General features: G+C 72.7%; 16 protein-coding genes and 1 riboswitch. All 16 genes read left to right on the top strand.

Annotated features, from left to right (window positions below; translation table 11 throughout):
• The coding region (locus AC08OP_RS05390) for a PH-like domain-containing protein (protein ID WP_476613176.1) at window positions 1-732 on the top strand (732 nt) is incomplete at its 5' end.
• Between the two features lie 35 nt (window positions 733-767).
• Entirely contained in the window at window positions 768-1,976 is a 1,209-nt protein-coding gene (gene carA / locus AC08OP_RS05395) for a glutamine-hydrolyzing carbamoyl-phosphate synthase small subunit (protein WP_476613186.1), read from the top strand.
• Complete coding sequence (carB, locus tag AC08OP_RS05400; RefSeq protein WP_476613177.1) at window positions 1,973-5,458, top strand: carbamoyl-phosphate synthase large subunit; 3,486 nt, start codon at window positions 1,973-1,975, stop codon at window positions 5,456-5,458. The genes carA and carB overlap by 4 nt, the downstream gene beginning before the upstream one ends.
• Window positions 5,455-6,279: an orotidine-5'-phosphate decarboxylase gene (pyrF, locus tag AC08OP_RS05405; protein ID WP_476613178.1), complete on the top strand. Its 825-nt coding sequence runs from the start codon at window positions 5,455-5,457 to the stop codon at window positions 6,277-6,279. Before carB ends, pyrF begins: the two co-directional genes overlap by 4 nt.
• A gap of 227 nt (window positions 6,280-6,506) precedes the next feature.
• Window positions 6,507-6,824 (top strand): integration host factor, actinobacterial type, encoded by a 318-nt coding sequence (gene mihF, locus AC08OP_RS05410; RefSeq protein ID WP_011437581.1) that lies wholly within the window; start codon window positions 6,507-6,509, stop codon window positions 6,822-6,824.
• Between the two features lie 248 nt (window positions 6,825-7,072).
• Window positions 7,073-7,618, top strand: a complete 546-nt coding sequence (gene gmk / locus AC08OP_RS05415) for a guanylate kinase (RefSeq protein ID WP_476595132.1) — start codon at window positions 7,073-7,075, stop codon at window positions 7,616-7,618.
• Between the two features lie 155 nt (window positions 7,619-7,773).
• Complete coding sequence (gene rpoZ, locus AC08OP_RS05420) at window positions 7,774-8,058, top strand: DNA-directed RNA polymerase subunit omega (protein ID WP_462186068.1); 285 nt, start codon at window positions 7,774-7,776, stop codon at window positions 8,056-8,058.
• A 48-nt stretch (window positions 8,059-8,106) separates the two neighbouring features.
• Complete coding sequence (coaBC, locus tag AC08OP_RS05425; protein WP_476613187.1) at window positions 8,107-9,429, top strand: bifunctional phosphopantothenoylcysteine decarboxylase/phosphopantothenate--cysteine ligase CoaBC; 1,323 nt, start codon at window positions 8,107-8,109, stop codon at window positions 9,427-9,429.
• 41 nt (window positions 9,430-9,470) lie between these two features.
• Entirely contained in the window at window positions 9,471-10,667 is a 1,197-nt protein-coding gene (gene metK / locus AC08OP_RS05430) for a methionine adenosyltransferase (protein WP_476613179.1), read from the top strand.
• A 159-nt stretch (window positions 10,668-10,826) separates the two neighbouring features.
• Complete coding sequence (locus AC08OP_RS05435; protein WP_476613180.1) at window positions 10,827-13,037, top strand: primosomal protein N'; 2,211 nt, start codon at window positions 10,827-10,829, stop codon at window positions 13,035-13,037.
• Between the two features lie 316 nt (window positions 13,038-13,353).
• A complete protein-coding gene (gene fmt / locus AC08OP_RS05440; RefSeq protein ID WP_476613181.1) occupies window positions 13,354-14,439 on the top strand; it encodes a methionyl-tRNA formyltransferase in 1,086 nt (361 codons plus the stop codon).
• Window positions 14,436-15,893, top strand: coding sequence for an RsmB/NOP family class I SAM-dependent RNA methyltransferase (locus AC08OP_RS05445; RefSeq protein ID WP_476613182.1), 1,458 nt, complete (start codon window positions 14,436-14,438; stop codon window positions 15,891-15,893). The genes fmt and AC08OP_RS05445 overlap by 4 nt, the downstream gene beginning before the upstream one ends.
• Window positions 15,894-15,926: 33 nt before the next feature.
• On the top strand, window positions 15,927-16,637 hold the full coding sequence (gene rpe / locus AC08OP_RS05450) for a ribulose-phosphate 3-epimerase (protein WP_476613183.1): 711 nt from the start codon (window positions 15,927-15,929) through the stop codon (window positions 16,635-16,637).
• A 69-nt stretch (window positions 16,638-16,706) separates the two neighbouring features.
• Window positions 16,707-16,836, top strand: a riboswitch (FMN riboswitch).
• A 128-nt stretch (window positions 16,837-16,964) separates the two neighbouring features.
• A complete protein-coding gene (locus AC08OP_RS05455; RefSeq protein WP_476613184.1) occupies window positions 16,965-17,663 on the top strand; it encodes a riboflavin synthase in 699 nt (232 codons plus the stop codon).
• Window positions 17,660-19,153, top strand: coding sequence for a bifunctional 3,4-dihydroxy-2-butanone-4-phosphate synthase/GTP cyclohydrolase II (locus tag AC08OP_RS05460; RefSeq protein WP_476613185.1), 1,494 nt, complete (start codon window positions 17,660-17,662; stop codon window positions 19,151-19,153). Before AC08OP_RS05455 ends, AC08OP_RS05460 begins: the two co-directional genes overlap by 4 nt.
• Window positions 19,150-19,632, top strand: a complete 483-nt coding sequence (gene ribH / locus AC08OP_RS05465; protein ID WP_462186897.1) for a 6,7-dimethyl-8-ribityllumazine synthase — start codon at window positions 19,150-19,152, stop codon at window positions 19,630-19,632. Before AC08OP_RS05460 ends, ribH begins: the two co-directional genes overlap by 4 nt.
• The last annotated feature ends 728 nt before the right edge of the window (window positions 19,633-20,360 follow it).

Raw genomic sequence — 20,360 nt, forward strand, 5'->3', positions numbered from 1 at the left:
GGGCTGGGCGGGCGGGCCGGCGGCTACGTCAGCGTGTACGAGACCGGGGTGCGGGTGGACCGCCCCGGGGAGGCGTTCTGGATCCCGCGCGAGGCCGTCCGCGGTGCCCGGCTGGAGCGGGCGCACGCCGGCAAGGTTTCCGCTCCCGGGCGTCTGATCGTCATCGCGTGGTCGTTCGGCGGGCACGAGCTGGAGACCGGTTTCCGTGGCGAGGACCGCGCCCGCCAGCCCAAGGTCGTGCGCGCCGTCCACGACCTGATCGGCCCCCCGCCCGCGCATCTGGCACAGGGCGACGTCACCTCACCGCACGCGGTACCGCGGATCCGCCCGCGGATCCGCCCGCGGGCCATCGCGCCCGACCCCGGGACGGTGGGCCGGCCCGGGCAGCGACCGGGTTCCGGACAGCCGACCGAGGAGATGCCGGCGATCCGGACCGGCCCTCGGCTGCGTTCCCGGGGGGAGCGGGCCCAGGCCCGCGGCGAGCAGGCGGTGCCCGCCGACCGGCGGCCCTACGCGGAGCGGTGGCGCTCGGACCAGCGACTCCCCGATCGGCGACACCCGGATGAGGGTCACCCCGACCCGCGCCATCCCGATCAGCGGCCGGCGGATCCGGGATCGGGCCCCGGGTGGGTGCACCCGGGACAGCTTGATCAGTCTGACCCCGGCTGGTCGTCGGTCGACCCGTTGACCTCACCGCTCGGTGAGGTCAACAGGCTGAAGGAGGATCGGTGAGCACTCCCACCACGACGCCGAGGCGAGCGGTCCTGATGCTGGAGGACGGTCGCAGCTTCGTCGGCGAGGCGTACGGGGCGATCGGCGAGACCTTCGGCGAGGCCGTGTTCTCCACCGGGATGACCGGCTACCAGGAGACGCTGAGCGATCCGTCGTTCCACGGCCAGGTCGTCATCATGACCGCCCCGCACATCGGCAACACCGGCGTCAACGACGAGGACTACGAGTCCGAGCGGATCCAGGTCGCCGGGTTCGTCGTGCGTGACCCCGCCCGGCGGGCCTCCAACTGGCGCGCCCGGGGCACGCTTGACGACGCGCTGGCCGCGGCCGGCGTGGTGGGGATCAGCGGGATTGACACCCGGGCGCTGACCCGTCACCTGCGTGAGCTCGGCTCGATGCGCTGCGGGATCAGCAGCGTGCTCGACGCCGACGCCGACGCCGACGCCGACGCCGACGGTGGCCCGGTCGGCACGGGCCCGGGTTCCGGCGCGGACGGCGAGCGGGCGGCGGCGCTCGACGCCCTGCTCGACCGGGTCCGCGCCTCCCCGGAGATGCTCGGCGCGGATCTTGCGCCCCGGGTCTCCACCCCTACCCCCTATGTGGTGGAGGCGGTGGCGGGCGCCGCGCTGTTCAAAGTCGCCGCGCTCGATCTCGGCATCAAGCGCGCGACGCCGGCCGCCATGGCCGCGCTGGGCTGCGAGGTGCACGTGCTGCCGGCCCGCACCATCGGCGAACAGCTGCTGGCGCTCGAACCGGACGGGGTGTTCCTGTCGAACGGTCCCGGCGACCCGGCGGCGGCGGACTATGCGGTTGACGCGCTGCGGACGGTGCTGCGGGCTGGTGTCCCGGTGTTCGGGATCTGTTTCGGGCACCAGCTGCTGGCCCGCGCTCTCGGCTTCGAGACGTACAAGCTCACCTACGGCCACCGCGGCGTGAACCAGCCGGTCGGGGACATGGCGACCGGGCGGATCGCGGTCACCAGCCAGAACCACGGGTTCGCCGTGCGGGCGCCGCTGACCGGGGTGACCGACACCCCGTTCGGCCGGGTGGTGGTCAGCCACCGCGGCCTCAACGACAACGTCGTCGAGGGATTGGAGTGTCTGGACGTGCCGGCCTTCAGCGTGCAGTTCCATCCGGAGGCCGCGCCGGGGCCGCATGATGCCTCCCCGTTGTTCGAGCGGTTCCGCGCTTTGATGGCGGACACCCGGGAGCGTGGCGAGAGATCTGTCGGGAGTGAACGATGAGTGGTTCGACGAGCCAGGGGTCCCCGCGGATCAGGAGCGCAGCGAGCGATCCGCGGGAAAGGCTGAGCAGTGTCCTGGTCCTCGGCTCCGGGCCGATCGTGATCGGCCAGGCGTGCGAGTTCGACTACTCGGGTACCCAGGCCTGCCGGGTGCTGCGCGCGGAGGGCCTGCGGGTCATCCTGGTCAACAGCAACCCGGCGACAATCATGACCGATCCGGAGATCGCGGACGCGACCTACGTCGAGCCGATCACCTCGGACATCGTCGCGAAGATCATCGAACGGGAGCGGCCCGACGCGATCCTGGCCACCATGGGTGGCCAGACCGCGCTGAACACCGCTGTCGCCCTGCACGACGCCGGTGTTCTGGACCGCTTCGAGGTCCGTCTGATCGGCGCGAATATCGACGCGATCCGCGCCGGGGAGGACCGTCAGGCGTTCAAGGACATCGTCGCCGCGGTCGGCGGCGAGACCGCGCGCAGCGCCATCTGCCACACCGTCGCCGAGTGCCTGACCGCCGGGGAGGAGTTCTCCTACCCGGTGGTCGTGCGACCCAGCTTCACCCTCGGCGGCGCCGGCAGCGGCTTCGCCCATGATTCCGGCGAGTTGCGCCGGATGGCGGCGGACGGACTGGCCGCGAGCCCGTCGACCGAGGTGCTGGTGGAGGAGTCGGTCCTCGGCTGGAAGGAGTACGAGCTCGAGCTGATGCGCGACCGCGCGGACAACGTGGTCGTGGTCTGCTCGATCGAGAACGTCGACCCGATGGGGGTGCACACCGGCGACTCGATCACGGTGGCGCCGGCGATGACCCTGACCGACCGCGAGTACCAGCGCATGCGGGACATGGCGATCGCGGTGATGCGGGCCGTCGGCGTCGACGCCGGCGGCTGCAACATCCAGTTCGCCGTCGACCCGGCGACGGGCCGGCAGGTGGTCATCGAGATGAACCCCCGGGTGTCGCGGTCCTCGGCGCTGGCGTCGAAGGCGACCGGCTTCCCGATCGCGAAGATCTCGGCGAAGCTCGCGCTCGGATACACCCTTGACGAGATCCCCAACGACATCACCCGCACCACGCCCGCGGCCTTCGAGCCGGCGCTGGACTACGTCGTGGTGAAGGTGCCGCGGTTCGCGTTCGAGAAGTTCCCCGGTGCCGACCCGACGCTCACGACGACGATGAAGTCCGTCGGCGAGGCGATGGGGGTTGGCCGCAGCTTCGCCGAGGCGCTGCAGAAGGCGCTGCGCTCGATGGAGGCCCCGGGCTCGGTGTTCTCCTTCGTCCCGCCCGAGGCGGACGCCGCCGACCTGCTGGAAGCCGCGCGGGTTCCCCACGACGGCCGGTTGCGTACCGTCCAGCAGGCGCTGCTCGCCGGCGCGGATCCCGACGAGGTCACCCGGGTCACCGGGATCGACCCGTGGTTCGTCGACCAGCTCGTCTTCCTCAACGAGACCGCGGCGATGATCAGCCGCAATCCGGCGGGCATCCGGCGGGCCAAGCGAGCCGGGTTCTCCGACGTCCAGCTCGCCGAGATCCTCGGCACCTCCGAGGACGTGGTCCGGGCGTTCCGCCACCGCACCGGCATCCGGCCGGTGTTCAAGACCGTCGACACCTGCGCGGCGGAGTTCGCCTCCGAGACTCCGTACCACTACTCCGCTTACGACGCCGAGACCGAGGTCGCGCCGAGCGAACGGCCGCGGGTGATCGTGCTCGGCAGCGGGCCCAACCGCATCGGCCAGGGCATCGAGTTCGACTACGCCTGTTGCCATGCGGTGATGGCGCTCTCCGGCGCCGGCTATGAGACCGTCATGGTCAACTGCAACCCGGAGACGGTGTCCACCGATTACGACACCGCCGACCGGCTCTACGTCGAGCCGTTGACGGTCGAGGACGTGCTCGAGGTCGTCCACGCCGAGCAGCAGGCCGGGCCGCTCGCCGGGGTGATCGTCCAGCTCGGCGGGCAGACCCCCCTCGGCATCGCCGCGGCGCTGGCCGAGGCGGGCGTGCCCGTCGTGGGCACCCCGCCGAAGGCGATCCATCTGGCCGAGGACCGCGGGCTGTTCGGGCGTGTGCTGGCCCGGGCGGGCCTGCCCTCGCCGCCGCACGGGGTGGCGACCTCTTTCGCCGAGGCGCGCACGGTGGCCGAGCGGATCGGGTACCCGGTGCTGGTGCGGCCGTCCTACGTGCTCGGCGGGCGCGGCATGGAGATCGTCTACGACGACACGATGCTGCGCGACTACATCGATCGGGCCACCGCCATCTCCCCGGAACATCCGGTGCTCGTCGACCGGTTCCTCGACGACGCGGTGGAGATCGACGTCGACGCCCTCTACGACGGGGAGACGCTCTACCTCGCCGGGGTGATGGAGCACATCGAGGAGGCCGGGGTCCATTCGGGCGACTCGGCCTGCGTCCTGCCGCCGATCACGCTGGGCCGTTCGGAGCTCGACCGTATCCGGGCGTCCACCGAGGCGATCGCGAAGGGCGTCGGGGTGCGGGGCCTGCTCAACGTCCAGTACGCCCTGCAGTCCGATGTGCTCTACGTCCTGGAGGCCAATCCCCGGGCGTCGCGGACCGTGCCGTTCGTCTCCAAGGCCACCGCGGTGCCGCTGGCCAAGGCCGCTGCCCGGGTGATGCTCGGCGCGACCATCGACGAGCTGCGGGCCGAGGGCCTGCTGCCGCGCTCCGGCGATGGCGGCACCCTGCCGCTGGACTCGCACATCTCGGTCAAGGAGGCCGTGCTGCCCTTCGGGCGCTTCCGAGACGCCGGTGGCCGCGGCGTCGACACCGTACTCGGGCCGGAGATGAAGTCGACCGGTGAGGTGATGGGCATCGACGACGGCTTCGGTACAGCGTACGCCAAGTCTCAGGCCGCCGCGTACGCCTCGCTGCCCACCTACGGCCGGGTGTTCGTCTCCGTGGCCAACCGGGACAAACGGGCGATGGTTTTTCCGATCAAGCGGCTCGCGGATCTCGGTTTTGTCGTCTACGCCACCGAGGGGACCGCGGACGTGCTGCGGCGCAACGGGGTTAAGGCGGTCGTCCTCGGTAAGCACTGGGCCCCCACCGAGGGGCTACTCGACTGTGTCGAGATGATCACATCCGGGCAGATCGACCTCGTCATCAACACCCCGTGGGGGGTCGGCCCGCGCCTGGACGGCTATGAGATCCGCACGGCCTGTGTGAGTGCCGGGGTTCCGTGCATCACCACGATCCAGGGTGCGGCGGCCTGTGTTCAGGGCGTGGAAGCGCTGGTACGGGGGGAGCTGGGGGTCCGATCGTTGCAGGAATACCACGCGGCGCTGCGGCAGGCGTGGGGCGGGGGACAACCGGGCGGCTCGCCGCCCGGATCCTCCGGCTCTGTGGCGCCTGAGTCTGCCGCGCCTGAGTCTGCCGCGCCTGAGTCTGCCGCGCCTGAGTCTGCCGCGCCTGAGTCTGTGGCGCCTGAGTCTGCCGCACTCGGACCGGCGGCCAGGACGAGCAGATGAGCGCCGGCCGGAGGAGCTCCGATGGGAGGAGCGCCGCCGCGCCCCGCTTCACCCCGCCGCGGGGCCGGGCGCCGCTGGCGGTCGCGCTGGATGCCCCGGACGCCGCGACCGCGCTGCGCTGGGCCGCCGCGGTCGCACCCACCGCGGCCGTGCTAAAGATCGGTCTGGAGCTGTTCTACCGGGAGGGCCCGGCAATCGTGACGGCGCTGCGCGCGGCCGGCGTGCTCGCTGGGGCCGGCGGCGCGACGCACGCCGCGGGCGGCGCCGGAAGCGCCCCGGAGTTGTTCCTCGATCTCAAACTGCACGACATTCCCGCCACGGTCGCCGGGGGAATGCGCTCAATCACCCCGTTGGGCCCTCGTTTCGTGACCGTGCATGCGGCTGGGGGGGCGGCGATGATACGTGCGGCGATCGAGGCGGCCCCGGATGTCGAGGTAGCCGTCGTGACCGTACTCACCTCGCTGGATGTGGCGGCGCTCAGCGCGATCGGGCTCGCCGGACCCCCTTCCGACGCCGTCCGCAGGCTTGCCGTGCTTGCGGTCGAAGCCGGTGCGCGCACCCTTGTGTGCAGTCCGCGGGAGGTTCGAATGGTCCGTATGGAGCTTGGTAGCAATGTGACTCTCATCACCCCAGGAGTGCGACCGGGGGGGTCGGAAACCGGCGATCAGGCCCGAACCGCGACGCCGGAAGCTGCCCTTGTGGGGGGTTCTGACCTGGTCGTGGTGGGTCGCCCGATCACCGGTGCGTCCGATCCCGGGGTCGCCGCGAGGGCCGTCGCCGCAGGTCTCGGCGCTGCCAGCAGGGCTGTTGACCTGCTGTGACGCCGAGGGGACCAGGGTGTGTTCGTCCTGGTGCGGTACGAAGCGGTACGGTGGGGCCGCCGTAGACCGAAAGGGTGCGGCACGAGTGGGCCACCCCTTTCGTCCGTCAAAGCCTTCTCTTGTGCTGACAATATGTTCGCATCAGAGTGTTATGGCCAAGGCTGGACTGAGGAGCCCCTTCCTCGCTAGTTTGCGCGGCGCGATCACCGAATTGAGGAGGCGTACCCGTGCCCCTGCCGCCCCTAACGCCCGAGCAGAGGGCCGCCGCCCTCGAGAAAGCAGCGTTGGCTCGTAAGCAGCGTGCGGAACTCAAGGAGCGGTTGAAGAAGGCGGAGACCACTCTGGCCGCCGTCCTGGAACAGGCCGAGGCTGATGAGGTCGTCGGCAAGATGAAGGTTTCGGCTGTTCTGGAGTCGCTTCCCGGAGTGGGGCGCGTACGCGCCCAGAAGATCCGGGAACGGCTCGGGATCAGTCCGACCCGCCGGCTGCGGGGACTCGGCGCCAAGCAGCGTGCCGCACTCCTCGAGGAGTTCGGCATGGCCTGATCCGGTGGGGTGGGAAAACCACTCCGCCAACCCGGATCATGGTTACGGCGGGTAGCGGCGTTGACGGGAGGGTGGCGTCACTCACATTCTTCCGGCGATGTCGCCCTTCCTTCCGGTCGGATCGGGGGGCGGCATTCTTTACCTCCCCCGATCCGGCCGTCCCTGGGAAACCAGTCCCGTCCTCGTGTCCTTCGGGGACTGATGACCGGGTGCGCGCCGACTGACCGAGAGGTCCTATCGTGGTGCCCGTGGGTCTTACAGTGCTGTCCGGGCCGTCCGGAGTCGGGAAGGGCACCGTCGTCGCGGCAGTCCGGGAACGTCACCCCGAGGTCTGGGTCTCGGTCAGTGCCACCACGCGGCCACCGCGTCCGGGTGAGACCGACGGTGTCGAGTACCACTTCGTCGACGCCGAGGAGTTCGCCCGGATGGTCAAAGCCGGGGAGTTCGTCGAGCACGCGATGTTTGCCGGACACGCCTACGGCACCCCCCGCCGCCCGCTTCTCGAAAGGCTCGCCGCAGGCGTGCCCTGCCTGCTGGAGATCGAGCTGCTGGGCGCTCGGCAGGTGCGCTCGGCGATGCCACAGGCCCGTTTCGTCTTCCTCGCCCCGCCCACCTTCGACGAGCTTGTCCGTCGGCTGACCGGTCGGGGGACCGAGCCACCCGAGGTCATCGCCCGCCGGCTGGACCGGGCGCGCATCGAACTCGCGGCCGAGACGGAGTTCGACGACGTGATCGTGAACGACGACGTGCGGTCCGCGGCGGCCCGCTTGGTAGCATTGATGATCGGCTCGTAGGTCCGGCCCACCGGTCGCCCGCGCAGCCGACATCTCCGTACAGCCGACATCTCCGTACAGCCTCCTCCGTGCAGCCCGCCCTGCCCCGCGCAGCCTGCGCTCTGCACTGTCCGGACGGCGCAGCCGCCTCGGACGTCCCATTCCGGAAGGACATCGTGGCCGGTACCGTCGCCCATCCCGAAGGCATCACTAACCCCCCCATCGACGAGCTCCTCGAGGCGACCGACTCGAAGTACAGCCTGGTCATCTACGCGGCGAAGCGAGCTCGTCAGATCAACGCCTACTACTCGCAGCTCGGTGAGGGTCTGCTGGAGTACGTCGGCCCGCTGGTCGAGACGACCAACGCGCAGGAGAAGCCGCTGTCGATCGCGCTGCGTGAGATCAACGCCGGCCTGCTCACCCACGAGACCGTCACCGACAGCCTCCCGCCGGTCTCCTGATGTAGGACGATGACCGAGATGCCCGACGCCGAGATGCCTGACGCTGAGATGCTCGACGCTGAGCGATCCGGCACCGGGCCGTCCGGCACCGGGCCCGGCCCTCGGCGTCCCCGGGTCGTGCTCGGTGTGGCGGGCGGCATCGCCGCCTACAAGGCGGTGGAGGTGCTCCGCCGGTTCACCGAGTCCGGCCACGAGGTCCGGGTGGTGCCCACGCCGTCGGCGCTGAGGTTCGTCGGCGCGACGACCTGGGCGGCGCTGTCGGGGAACCCGGTCACCACGGACGTGTGGGACGACGCGGACGAGGTCGCCCATGTCCGGATCGGCCGCGAGGCCGACCTCGTCCTCGTCGCGCCGGCCACCGCGGACCTGATGGCCCGCGCGGCCGCCGGGCGCGCCGACGACCTGCTCACCGGCACCCTGCTGACGGCGACCTGCCCGGTCGTCTACGCGCCGGCGATGCACACCGAGATGTGGCAGCATCCGGCCACCCGGGCGAACGTGGCGACCCTGCGGGCGCGGGGAGCGGTGGTGGCCGAGCCGGCGGTGGGCCGGCTGACCGGCGCCGACTCGGGTCCGGGCCGCCTGCCGGAGCCGGCGGAGATCGCCGCGCTCGGCATGGCGGTGCTGGCCCGGGGTGCAGCCGGGCTGCGGCCCGATCTTGCCGGCCGGCATGTCCTGGTCACGGCCGGCGGCACCCGGGAGCACCTCGACCCCGTCCGGTTCCTCGGCAACGCCTCGAGCGGCCGTCAGGGGTACGCCGTGGCCAGGGCGGCCGTGGCGCGGGGAGCCTCCGTCACGGTGGTGGCGGCGAACGTCGCGCTGCCCGAGGTCGCCGGCGCCCGCACGATCCCGGTCACCTCCGCGGCGCAGCTGCGCGATCGGGTCCACGAGGTCGCGCCCTCGGCGGACGTGGTCGTTATGGCGGCCGCGGTCGCCGACTTCCGCCCTGGGGCGCCACAGGCCTACAAGATCAAGAAGGAGTCTGCGGCCCCGGGCTCCATCCCGCTCGTGGCGAATCCCGACGTGTTGGCCGAGCTGCTGGCGAACCGCCGGCCCGGTCAGGTTCTCGTCGGTTTCGCCGCCGAGACCGGCGGCCCCGGCGGCGGGGTACTCGACCACGCCCGGGCCAAACTGGCGCGCAAGCCGGTCGACCTGCTCGTGGTCAACGAGGTCGGCGCCGGCCTCGGATTCGAGGTGGAACACAACGCCGCCGTGGTACTGGACCCCCGCGGTGGCGAGACGGCCATCGAGCGCACGAGCAAGGACCTCCTCGCGCATCGGATCCTCGACCTCGTGGTCGGCCTTACGGCCGATCGGACCGATGGAACGCCCGCCGAGGCGCTGCGTGTACCCCTCGCGGCACCTCGGTAAGCTTCGTCGGAATCAACCGGATCACCCAGGGGGTTAGTCCAGTGGCGACGCGCCTGTTTACGTCCGAGTCCGTCACCGAGGGGCATCCGGACAAGATCGCCGATCAGATTAGCGACTCGATTCTCGATGCCATGATCAAGGATGACCCGAAGAGCCGGGTCGCCGTGGAGACACTCATCACGACGGGTCAGGTCCACGTCGCCGGCGAGGTCACCACAAAGACCTACGTCGACATCGCCTCCGTCGTCCGCGAGCGCATCCTGGAGATCGGTTACGATTCCTCCAAGAAGGGCTTCGATGGCGCGTCCTGCGGCGTCAGCGTGTCGATCGGCGCGCAGTCCCCGGACATCGCCCAGGGCGTCGACACGGCGCACGAGACCCGCGTCGAGGGTTCCGCCGACGACGAGTTCGACCGGCAGGGCGCCGGCGACCAGGGCCTGATGTTCGGGTTCGCCTGCGACGAGACCCCTGAGCTCATGCCGCTGCCGATCGCGCTGGCGCACCGCCTCGCCAGGCGGCTGTCCGCGGTCCGCAAGGAGGGCCAGGTCGGCTATCTGCGCCCGGACGGCAAGACCCAGGTGACCATCGAGTACGTCGACGGGAAGCCGGCCCGGCTCGACACAGTCGTCGTCTCCTCCCAGCACGCCGCCGATATCGACCTGGACACCCTGCTCGCGCCGGACATCGCCGAGTACGTCGTCGAGCCGGAGCTGGCCCTGCTCGAGATCGCCACCGAGGGGCGCCGGCTGCTGGTCAACCCGACCGGCCGGTTCGAGATCGGCGGCCCGATGGGTGACGCCGGCCTGACTGGCCGTAAGATCATCGTCGACACCTACGGCGGTTACGCCCGCCATGGCGGTGGCGCCTTCTCCGGCAAGGACCCGTCCAAGGTCGACCGCTCCGCCGCGTACGCGATGCGCTGGGTCGCCAAGAACGTCGTCGCCGCGGGTCTCGCCAGCCGCTGCGAGGTCCAGGTGGCGTACGCGATCGGCAAGGCGCAGCCGGTCGGCCTGTTCGTGGAGACCTTCGGCACCGGAACCGTCCCGGACAGCCAGATCCAGGACGCGGTGACGAGCGTGTTCGACCTCCGTCCCGCAGCGATCATCCGGGATCTGGACCTGCTGCGGCCGATCTACGCCCAGACGGCCGCCTACGGCCACTTCGGTCGCCCCGAGCTCGATTTCACCTGGGAGTCCACCGCACGCGCCGAGGCTCTCCAGCGCGCCGTCAAGGGCTGACCCGACGCTCGTCTCCCGCCCCTGCGGGACCCCTGTCACGCGGGTCCCGGGAGCGGATCGGGAGATCGGGGAGGTCGGGGAGGTCGTGTCCCGCCGGTCGCCGTCCCGGCGAGGGAACGGGGTCGGAGGATGTCGTAGGCGGCTGGTACGAATGCCGTCATGACCGAGCACCCCGGCGCCCTCCCCGACCTCAGCCCGTCAGCGGCCGGCCCGTCAGCGGCCGGCCCGGCGGCGGCCGGCCCGGGGGGTGCCCGGTCGGGGGCTTCGCGGTCGGGAATTTCGCGCTCCGCGGGTCCCGGTTCGCCGCGGCCGCTCGCCGCGCGGCTGCCGGTGGCGCGGGTTGCCGTCGACACTCCGCTCGCCCATCTCGACCGCCCCTTCGACTACCTCGTGCCGGCGGACCTGGCTGACCTGGCGGTGCCGGGGTCCCGGGTCCGGGTCCGGTTCGCGGGCCGGCTGGTCGACGGGTTCGTGCTGGAGCGTCGCGAGAGTTCCGACCATTCCGGTCAGCTCGCGCCGCTGGCCCGGTCGATCTCGCCGGAGCCTGTGCTGTCCGAGTCCGTCGCGAAACTCGCCCGCGCGGTTGCCGATCGTTACGCCGGCACGCTGGCCGACGTCCTCCGGCTCGCCGTGCCTCCCCGCCACGGCCGGGCGGAGGTTGTCTCACCGAGGCTTGAGGCTGTGCCGCCGGGGCCTGAGGCTGTGCCGCCGGAACCCGGCGAGTGGGGCCGCTATCCCACGGGTCCGTCGATGCTCACCGCCCTGGCTGCGGGCAGGTCACCGAGGGCGGTCTGGTGGGCCCCGCCCGGCCCCGCCTGGCCGGAGATGATTGCCACCGCGGCCGCCGCTACGGCGGCGTCCGGTCGCGGCGTACTCGTCGTCGTACCCGATCATCGTGATGTCGATCGGGTCGAGGCGGCGATGGTCGCCGCGGTCGGTCGGGAGACCACCATCGCACTGCGGGCCGATCTAGGCCCGGCCCGGCGGTATCGCGCGTTCCTCGCGGTCAGCCGCGGACAGGCGCGGGCGGTGGTGGGTACCCGCGCGGCGATGTTCGCGCCCGTGGCCGAGCTCGGCTTGGTGGTGGTGTGGGATGACGGTGACGACCTGCATGCTGAGCCGTTGGCCCCGTACCCGCACGCCCGAGACGTCGCCGTCCTGCGCTCCCGGCTCCAGGGGTGCGCGCTCGTGATCGGCGGGTTCTGCCCGTCGACGGACGCCGAGGCGCTGGTGCGCACGGGGTGGGCGCACCCGGTGGTGCTGCCCCGGGAGCAGGTACGCGCGCTGGCTCCCCGGGCCGAGACCACCGGCTCCGACCTCGAACACGCCCGTGACCCCGCCGCCCGGGCGGCGAGGCTGCCCTCCCTCGCGGTGCGGACCGCCCGGGATGCGCTGGCGGCCGGTCTGCCGGTACTGGTCCAGGTGCCGAGGAGGGGATACCAGCCGTCACTGGCCTGCGCGGCCTGCCGGCGGCCCGCCCGGTGCCCGCACTGTCAGGGGCCGCTGGGCCGGGCGGCGGGCGGTGGTGCGCTCTCCTGCCGGTGGTGCGGCCGTCCGGTCGCCGCGGCGGTCTGGCACTGCCCGTCCTGTTCGGGCCCGCGGCTGCGCGCCTCGGTGACGGGAGATCGTCGTACGGCGGAGGAACTGGGGCGGGCCTTTCCCGGCGTCCCGGTCCGCACCTCCGGCCGGGACGGGGTGCTCGCCACCGTGCCCGCCGAACCGGCCCTCGTCATCTCGACCCCGGGGGCGGAGCCCGTGGCGGACGGCGGCTATGGGGCGGTGCTGCTCCTCGACGGCTGGGCTCTGCTGGGCCGTCCCGACCTGCGTGCGGGGGAGGAGACTCTGCGCCGGTGGACCGCCGCCGCCGCGCTCGCCCGGCCCGCCGCGCGCGGGGGGCGGGTCATCGTCGCGGCCGACGCCGGACTCGGGCCGGTCCAGGCGCTCGTCCGTTGGGATCCCGGCACGTTCGTCGCCCGGGAGGCCGACGAGCGGGCGGAGCTGGGGTTCCCGCCGGCGACCCGGATGGCGTCCGTAGCGGGCACCGCCGCGGCGGTTGCGGAGCTGCTGGCCGCCGTCGAGCTTCCCGACGGTGCCGATGTGCTCGGGCCGGTACCGCTGCCCCCCGCACCGTCCGCGCGGGCCGTTCTCGACGGCGCGAACCAGGGCGATCCGTCCGCCGTGGGCGCCGGGCAGCGCGGCCCCGACAGCGCCACCTCCGGCCCCGAGGAGATCGAACGGGTCCTGATCCGGGTCCGCCGCGAGCGCGGCGCGGCCCTGGCGGCCTCGCTGCGATCCGCTCGCGGCGTCCTCGCGACCCGGCGAACCACCGGCCGGTTACGGATCCAGCTCGACCCCCTGGTCCTCGGGTAGCGCCGGCATGTGGTCCTCGGGTAGCGCCGGCGTGGTCTGGTTCGCACCGCCTGGCGTGGCCCCGCGCACCACGGCCCGGCTTCGCGCCATGGCTCATGATCCCCGGTCGCGGGCCCGGCCCGGACCGCGGCCGTCCGCCACCTCCGAGCGCCGGCGGGGTACGGTCGTCGGCGGCGACAGGCCTGTGGACGTCAGCCCGTACTCCCGGCCGGAGAACGGCGGGATGGTCCCGGCCCGGTCGGACACCTCGGATCGATGACCCCCGGAGACGGTCACGGCGTCGGCAATGACGTCGCGACGGATCGGTGCTTCGCGTATGCGTCTTGTTTTCGCCGGTACCCCGGCGGTGGCTCTGCCCAGCCTGCGGGCGTTGATCGACAGCTCGCGCCATGACGTGGTCGCGGTTGTCACCCGGCCCGATCGGCCCTCCGGGCGGGGGCGGAAGGTGAAGCCGCCCCCCGTCCACGTCCTGGCCGACGAGGCCGGCATCCCGGTGCTCAGCCCGGACCGGCCCCGGGACCCGGAGTTCCTGGCCACGCTTGCCGGCCTCGCGCCCGACTGCTGCCCGGTGGTGGCCTACGGCGCGCTGCTACCGCCTGCGGCGCTCGCTATTCCCCGCCACGGCTGGGTGAACCTGCACTTCTCCCTGCTGCCGGCCTACCGCGGGGCGGCTCCGGTGCAGCGCACCCTGCTCGCCGGGGACGACCTGACCGGCGCGAGCGTCTTCCAGATCGAACCGGCGATGGACTCCGGTCCGGTCTACGGTGTCCTCACCGAGCGGGTTCGGCCGACGGACACCTCCGGTGACCTGCTGGACCGGCTCGCCGAGGCTGGCGCCGGGCTGTTGGTCGCGGTGATGGACGGCATCGCCGACGGGACGGTACGGCCCGTGGCCCAGCCCGCCGAGGGGATCTCCTTCGCGCCGAAGCTGACCGTCGAGGAGGCCCGGATCGACTGGACGAAGCCGGCGATCGTGGTGGATCGGCTGGCGAGGGCCGCCACTCCCGCGCCGGGAGCCTGGACGACGTTCCGCGACCGGCGGCTCAAGATCGGCCCGGTGCGCCTCGGTGCGGTGCCCGGTCGGTCGGCCGGGCCGGTAGCGCTGCCCGCCGGGCTGCCGGCGGGGGGGCTGCCGGCGGGTCAGATCATGGTGCTCCCCGGCGGGGACGTGGCGGTCGGCACGGGCACAAGCCCGGTGCTCCTCGGCGAGGTACGTCCCGAGGGGCGAGGCCCGATGGCGGCCGCCGCCTGGGCCCGCGGGGTCCGGATCGCCGAGGGGGAGACCCTCGGCGAGATCGGCGCACGGACCGCTGCCGGCGCCGCCGGCGGTGGCCCGGCCGGCGGTGGCCCGGCCGGCGGTGGCCCGGCCGGCGCGATGCCAATCAGTGGAGGAACGTCGTGAGATCGGCCGGTTCGCCGGGCACCCGTGGGCCCCGGCCAGCGTCAAGCGTCGACCGGCCGCGGCTGCTGGCCTGGGAGGTGCTTCGGGCGGTGGACGACCGCGGCTCCTACGCCAACCTGCTGCTGCCGTCCCTGTTGGCGGGCAGCGGACTGTCCGCCCGGGACCGCGGGTTCGTCACGGAGCTCGCCTACGGTTCCCTGCGCGCGCAGGGCACCCTCGACGGGGTGCTCGACACGGCGACGAGTCGACCCGTCCACACCATCGACCCGCCGGTGCGCGACGCGCTGCGCCTGGGCGCCTACCAGCTGCTGCGGACCAGGGTCCCGGCCCGCGCGGCCGTGGCCAGCACCGTCGAGCTGGTCCGCACGACGAGCGGCGAGCGCCCGGTCCGCTTTGCGAACGCCGTGCTGCGTCGGGTGGCCGCCCGGGTGGCCGAGACCGGCGGCGATCTCGCCACGATGCTGTCCGCGCCGCAGTTCGATGTCGACCCTGTCGGTCACCTGGCGGTCGTGACGACGCATCCCCGCTGGATCGTCGAGGTCGTCGCGGAGGCCCTGGCCGGCGACCTCACGGCGACCCGCGCCGCGCTGGAGGCAGACGACGCCCGACCCGCGGTACACCTGGTCGCCCGTCCGGGCCGGGTGGACCGTGACCAGCTGCTCGCCGAGGCCGCGCAAGCAGGTCTGACCGCCCGGCCCGGCTCCTATTCGCCGTATGCGGTACGCCTCGACGGCGGGGACCCGGCGGGGCTGCCCGCCGTGGCCGCGGGCGCGGCCGCCGTGCAGGACGAGGGCAGCCAGCTCGTCACCCTGGCCTTGGCCCGCGCGGCGACGGTGGGCCGCGACCTCGGGCTGACCGTCGACTTGTGCGCGGGTCCCGGCGGGAAGGCGGCCCTGCTCGCCGCGCTGCTCGGCGGCTCCGCCTCATCGGACAGGCTGGGTCTGCCGGACAGGCCGGCCCTGATCGCGGTCGAGCCCCGGGCGGCCCGGGCGGCCATGGTGGCCCGGTCCCTGGGCGGCGCGGCGCGGGCCTGGACGGTGCGCGCCGACGGCCGGGCGGCGCCCCTGCGGCCCGATGGGGCCGACCGGGTGCTGGTCGACGTCCCCTGCACCGGCCTCGGAGCACTGCGGCGTCGGCCGGAGGCCCGGTGGCGGCGGACCGCGGCCGATGTGGCCGCGCTCGTCCCGCTCCAGCGTGCGCTGCTCGTTGCCGCGCTCGACCTGGTCCGCCCGGGCGGGGTGGTGGCGTACGCGACCTGTTCCCCGCACCCGGCTGAGAGCGTCGAGGTGGTGCGTGGCGTGGCCGGACAACGCGCCGACACCTCCATCCTCGATGCCCGCCTGACCCTGCCGGAGGTCGACCGGCTCGGTGACGGCCCGTTCGTTCAGCTCTGGACGCATCTCCACGGCACGGATGCGATGTTCGTCGCCCTGCTGCGCCGGGTCGACAGCTGAGGCGTCGGACCCGGGAGCCGATACCCTCGCGAAATGGCCACCGCGCAGATCTACCCCAGCCTGCTCGCCGCCGACTTCGGCCGGCTCGCTGACGCGGCCCTGGCGGTCGAGGGGCAGGCTGACTGGCTGCACGTTGACGTGATGGACTACCACTTCGTCCCGAACCTGGCGTTCGCGCCGGACACGGTGACGGCCCTGCGCGCGGTGACGGATACTCCGCTCGACTGCCATCTCATGATCGACGATCCCGACCGCTGGGCGGCCGGGTACGCCGAGCGCGGCGCGGCGAACGTCACCATTCACGCCGAGGCCGTGTCCGACCTGCCCCGCACCACCAGGGCGATCCGGGCGGCCGGGGCCCGCACCGGCCTCGCCGTGAAGCCGAACACCCCGATCGAGCACTATCTCGACGACCTGCACCGGTTCGACCTGCTGCTGCTGATGACCATCGAGCCGGGTTTCGGCGGTCAGACGTTCATGACCGAGGTGTTGCCGAAGATCGAGGCCGCCCGGCGCCTGCTCGACGCCCGTGGGCTGGACCTATGGCTGCAGATTGACGGCGGGGTCAACGCCGAGACGATCGAACGGGCCGCGGTGGCGGGTGTGGACGTGTTCGTCGCCGGCACGGCCGTCTTCGGGGCGGCCGATCCGGGCCAGGCCGTCGAGCGGCTGCGTGAGCAGGCGCTGCGGGCGGCGCCCCGGCTGTCCCCGCCCGCGCCACGCTCGGCGGTTGGGCCGGCGTGACCGCGTCCGGCGGCTTCACCGGCGTCCGGCGGCTTCATATGCCAGACTTGAGGCAGTACAACCAACAGCACGCGCGCTCCGGGGTCGGTGAAACTCCGAACCGGCGGTGACAGTCCGCGACCCGTCCGCAGGTACTGGGACGGCTGACCCGGTGGAATTCCGGGACCGACGGTTAAAGTCCGGATGGGAGGATGCGCGCGGGCCGAGTGCCCGTGGTGGTCGTTGACCGCTCGCGGGCGCGTGCCGGCGTGAGCGTGCCGGCGTGGTCCCGCGTGGTTTTCTCCTCGCCCAGGGTGCGGGTGCCCGGGAGCGAGGGGCACGGGTCGGATGTTTACCGGCATCGTTGAGGAACTCGGCGTGGTGACCGCGGTGGATGCGCGGTCGGAGTCGGCGGCACTCACCATCGCCTGTCAGACGGTTCTGGGTGATGTGAGTCACGGCGCGTCCATCGCCGTCAACGGTGTCTGTCTCACGGTGACCTCCTTCGCCCGCCCGGGGCTCGATGGGGGCGCCGAGACCGGTACGGCCGGCGGCCCACCCGGCACAACGGACGGCCCGTCGGCGTTCACTGCTGACGTGATGCGAGAGACGCTGGTGCGTTCCTCTCTCGGGAAGCTCACCGTCGGTGACCGGGTGAATCTCGAACGTCCCGTCCGGCTGGCGGACCGGCTGGGAGGCCACCTGGTCCAGGGGCACGTCGACGGCGTCGGCGCGGTCCTCGACCGGCAGCCCGGTGAGGGCTGGGAGCTCGTGCGCATCGCGCTCCCCGAGGGGCTCGACCGCTACCTCGTGGAGAAGGGCTCGGTGACGGTGGACGGGGTGAGCCTGACCGTCGTCGACATCTCGCCGGCCGGTGGCAACTCACCGGCCACCTTCACGGTCAGCCTGATCCCCACCACGCTCGAACTGACCACGCTGGGTCGCCGCGCGCCGGGTTCCCTGGTCAACATCGAGGTCGACGTGCTGGCCAAGTACGTCGAGAAGCTGCATGCCGGCCCCATCGAACCGAACGGACGACACCGATGACGACATCCGCGGCCGGCGCCTCCTCGACGGCCACCCTTCCCGCCGGTGTCCTTCCCGCCGGCTATGCCGACGTGCGGTTCGCCGCCATCGAGGACGCGCTCGCCGAGATCGCCGCCGGCCGCCCGCTCGTCGTCGTCGACGACGCCGACCGGGAGAACGAGGGTGATCTGATCTTCGCGGCGGAGGCCGCCACACCCGAGCTGGTCGCGTTCATGACGCGGTACACCTCCGGTGTGATCTGCGTGCCGATGGACGCCGCCGACACCGACCGGCTCGAACTGGACCAGATGGTCCCGCACAACACCGAGCGGATGGGCACCGCGTTCACCATCACCGTGGACGCCCGCGACGGCGTCTCCACCGGGATCTCCGCCGCCGACCGGGCCCGCACCATCCGGTTGCTGGCCGACCCGCAGACCATGCCCGGCGACCTGAGCCGGCCGGGCCACATCTTCCCGCTGCGCGCCAAGGATGGCGGGGTGCTGCGCCGCCCCGGCCACACCGAGGCCGCGGTCGACCTCGCCCGGCTCGCCGGGCTGCGGCCGGCCGGTGCGATCTGCGAGATCGTGAACGACGACGGGACGATGGCCCGGCTTCCCCGGCTCGCCGAGTTCGCCCGCGAGCACGGGCTGCTGCTGATCTCCATCGCCGATCTCATCGCCTACCGTCGGCGGACCGAGAAGCAGGTGGTGCGGGTCGCGGAGGCATCGCTTCCGACGCGTTACGGGGCGTTCCGGGCGGTCGGGTTCCGCAACATCCTCGACGGCGTCGAACACATCGCGCTGATCCGAGGCGAGCTCGGTGACGGCGAGGACGTGCTGGTCCGGGTGCACAGCGAATGCCTCACCGGGGACGTCTTCGGCTCCCGGCGCTGCGACTGCGGAACCCAGCTCGACGCGGCACTGCGCATGATCGCGACCGAGGGGCGCGGGGTGGTGCTCTACATGCGGGGCCACGAGGGCCGGGGCATCGGCCTGATGCACAAGCTGCGGGCCTACCAACTGCAGGACGCCGGCCACGACACCGTCGACGCCAACCTCGCGCTGGGCCTGCCGGCCGACGCCCGCGACTACGGCACCGGAGCCCAGATCCTGGTCGATCTCGGCGTGCGCGGCCTCCGGCTGCTGTCCAACAATCCGACGAAGCGGGCCGGGCTGGAGGGTTACGGCCTGCGCATCGTCGAACTCATCGGGATGCCGGTCACCCAGACGCCGGAGAACCTGCGCTACCTGACCACCAAGCGGGACCGGATGGGACATGTCATTCCCGGTCTGCCCGGCCTTCCGGGTCTACCCGGCATGTCCGATCTGCCTAGGGCCGTGGGCGAGGACGAGCCGGCCGGCTCGCGCTGGATCCCGGGGGTGCCGGGGGTGCCGGGGGCGTCGAGGGCGTCGAGGGTGCCCGTCACCTCCGGCTGCACGGCCATCGCGGGCGGCGCGGGCCCGGGTACGCCCGCCGGGGCCGACTGTGCCGAGGGGGAGGGTCTGTGAGCGGCCTCGGGGCTCCCGCGGAGGTGCTTCCGCCCGTCGCGGGCATGCGGTTGGCGGTGGTCGCCACCCGATGGCACGCCGAGATCACCGATGCGCTGCTTGCTGGCGCGCTGCGCGCCGCGAAGGACACGGGCCTCGCGACGGCACCCACCGTCGTGCGGGTCTCCGGTGCGGTCGAGCTTCCCGTGATCGCCGCCGCGCTGGCGGCGCGGCATGACGCCGTCGTCGCCCTCGGTGTCGTTATCCGGGGCGGCACCCCCCACTTCGACTACGTCTGTCAGTTCGTCACCGCGGGGCTCGCCCGCGTCACCCTCGACGCCCGCGTCCCCGTCGGTTTCGGCGTGCTCACCTGCGACACCGTCGAGCAGGCCCGGGACCGCGCCGGGCTGCCCGGGTCCAGCGAGGACAAGGGCCGGGAGGCGACCCTGGCCGCGCTGGGCACCGCCGCGGTGCTGCGCGATCTGGAACTCGCCGGCTGAGCTCCCACGCCATCACTGGCCGGAACGTTCCGCATCAGGAGTTCACACGCACGGTGCGAGGCCGATCCGTCCGCGTGACATGCTCTCGGTATGGTGTTGCCGTCACATGGCGATTCGAAGTGGATCGGGTGTGCCGGTGGTGTGTTCGCTGCTCGTGGCTCTGATTCCGGCTGTCCCGATCAGTCTGTCCCGATCAGTCCGGTGCTCTTGTCGGGACGGCCGGTTACACGAGACTGTGGTCTCACGTCGTATCGGTGCCCTTGCGCTCTGGCGTCATACTTCGCGGTGGGATCGGAGGAGGTCCCGTCGGCCGGTACACATGGGGGCGGGGTGGCGCGGATGGTAAGTCACGGTGGGAGTTGGAACGGTGACGAGACGTCGGCGTCGACCGGCCCGGTCGGAGGGAATCCGGAGGTCGGGGAACGGATCGCGGCCGGGCCCGGCCGGCGGGATCCCGGCGCGACCGAACCGGGTGATGGCGGGGACGCGCGCCCCATCTCGCTGCTCGGCCTACGACTGACCGAGCCTCAGACGCCCCGTAACGCTCTGGTTACCCGTCGTCCCATCCGGTCACGTCCGGGCGTGACCCGTTCGGAGCCCGGTGCCGGTCGGACGGGGGGCCCCTCCGGGGGGCGCGGGAGCACGGCAGGCCCGCCGCCCACCCCCATGCCACCGGCCCCACCGCACGCGCCACCGCCCCCGTCGGGCCGGAGCGCGCCCCCTGTGGG

This window comes from Frankia sp. CeRuru1, from assembly GCF_977966315.1.

Bases quoted from the DNA above. Each gene is read 5' to 3' on its own strand.
- carA (WP_476613186.1), top strand. From the start codon at position 768: ATGCTGGAGGACGGTCGCAGCTTCGTCGGCGAGGCGTACGGGGCGATC.
- carB (WP_476613177.1), top strand. From the start codon at position 1,973: ATGAGTGGTTCGACGAGCCAGGGGTCCCCGCGGATCAGGAGCGCAGCG.
- pyrF (WP_476613178.1), top strand. From the start codon at position 5,455: ATGAGCGCCGGCCGGAGGAGCTCCGATGGGAGGAGCGCCGCCGCGCCC.
- coaBC (WP_476613187.1), top strand. From the start codon at position 8,107: ATGCTCGACGCTGAGCGATCCGGCACCGGGCCGTCCGGCACCGGGCCC.
- AC08OP_RS05435 (WP_476613180.1), top strand. From the start codon at position 10,827: ATGACCGAGCACCCCGGCGCCCTCCCCGACCTCAGCCCGTCAGCGGCC.
- fmt (WP_476613181.1), top strand. From the start codon at position 13,354: ATGCGTCTTGTTTTCGCCGGTACCCCGGCGGTGGCTCTGCCCAGCCTG.
- rpe (WP_476613183.1), top strand. From the start codon at position 15,927: ATGGCCACCGCGCAGATCTACCCCAGCCTGCTCGCCGCCGACTTCGGC.
- AC08OP_RS05455 (WP_476613184.1), top strand. From the start codon at position 16,965: ATGTTTACCGGCATCGTTGAGGAACTCGGCGTGGTGACCGCGGTGGAT.
- AC08OP_RS05460 (WP_476613185.1), top strand. From the start codon at position 17,660: ATGACGACATCCGCGGCCGGCGCCTCCTCGACGGCCACCCTTCCCGCC.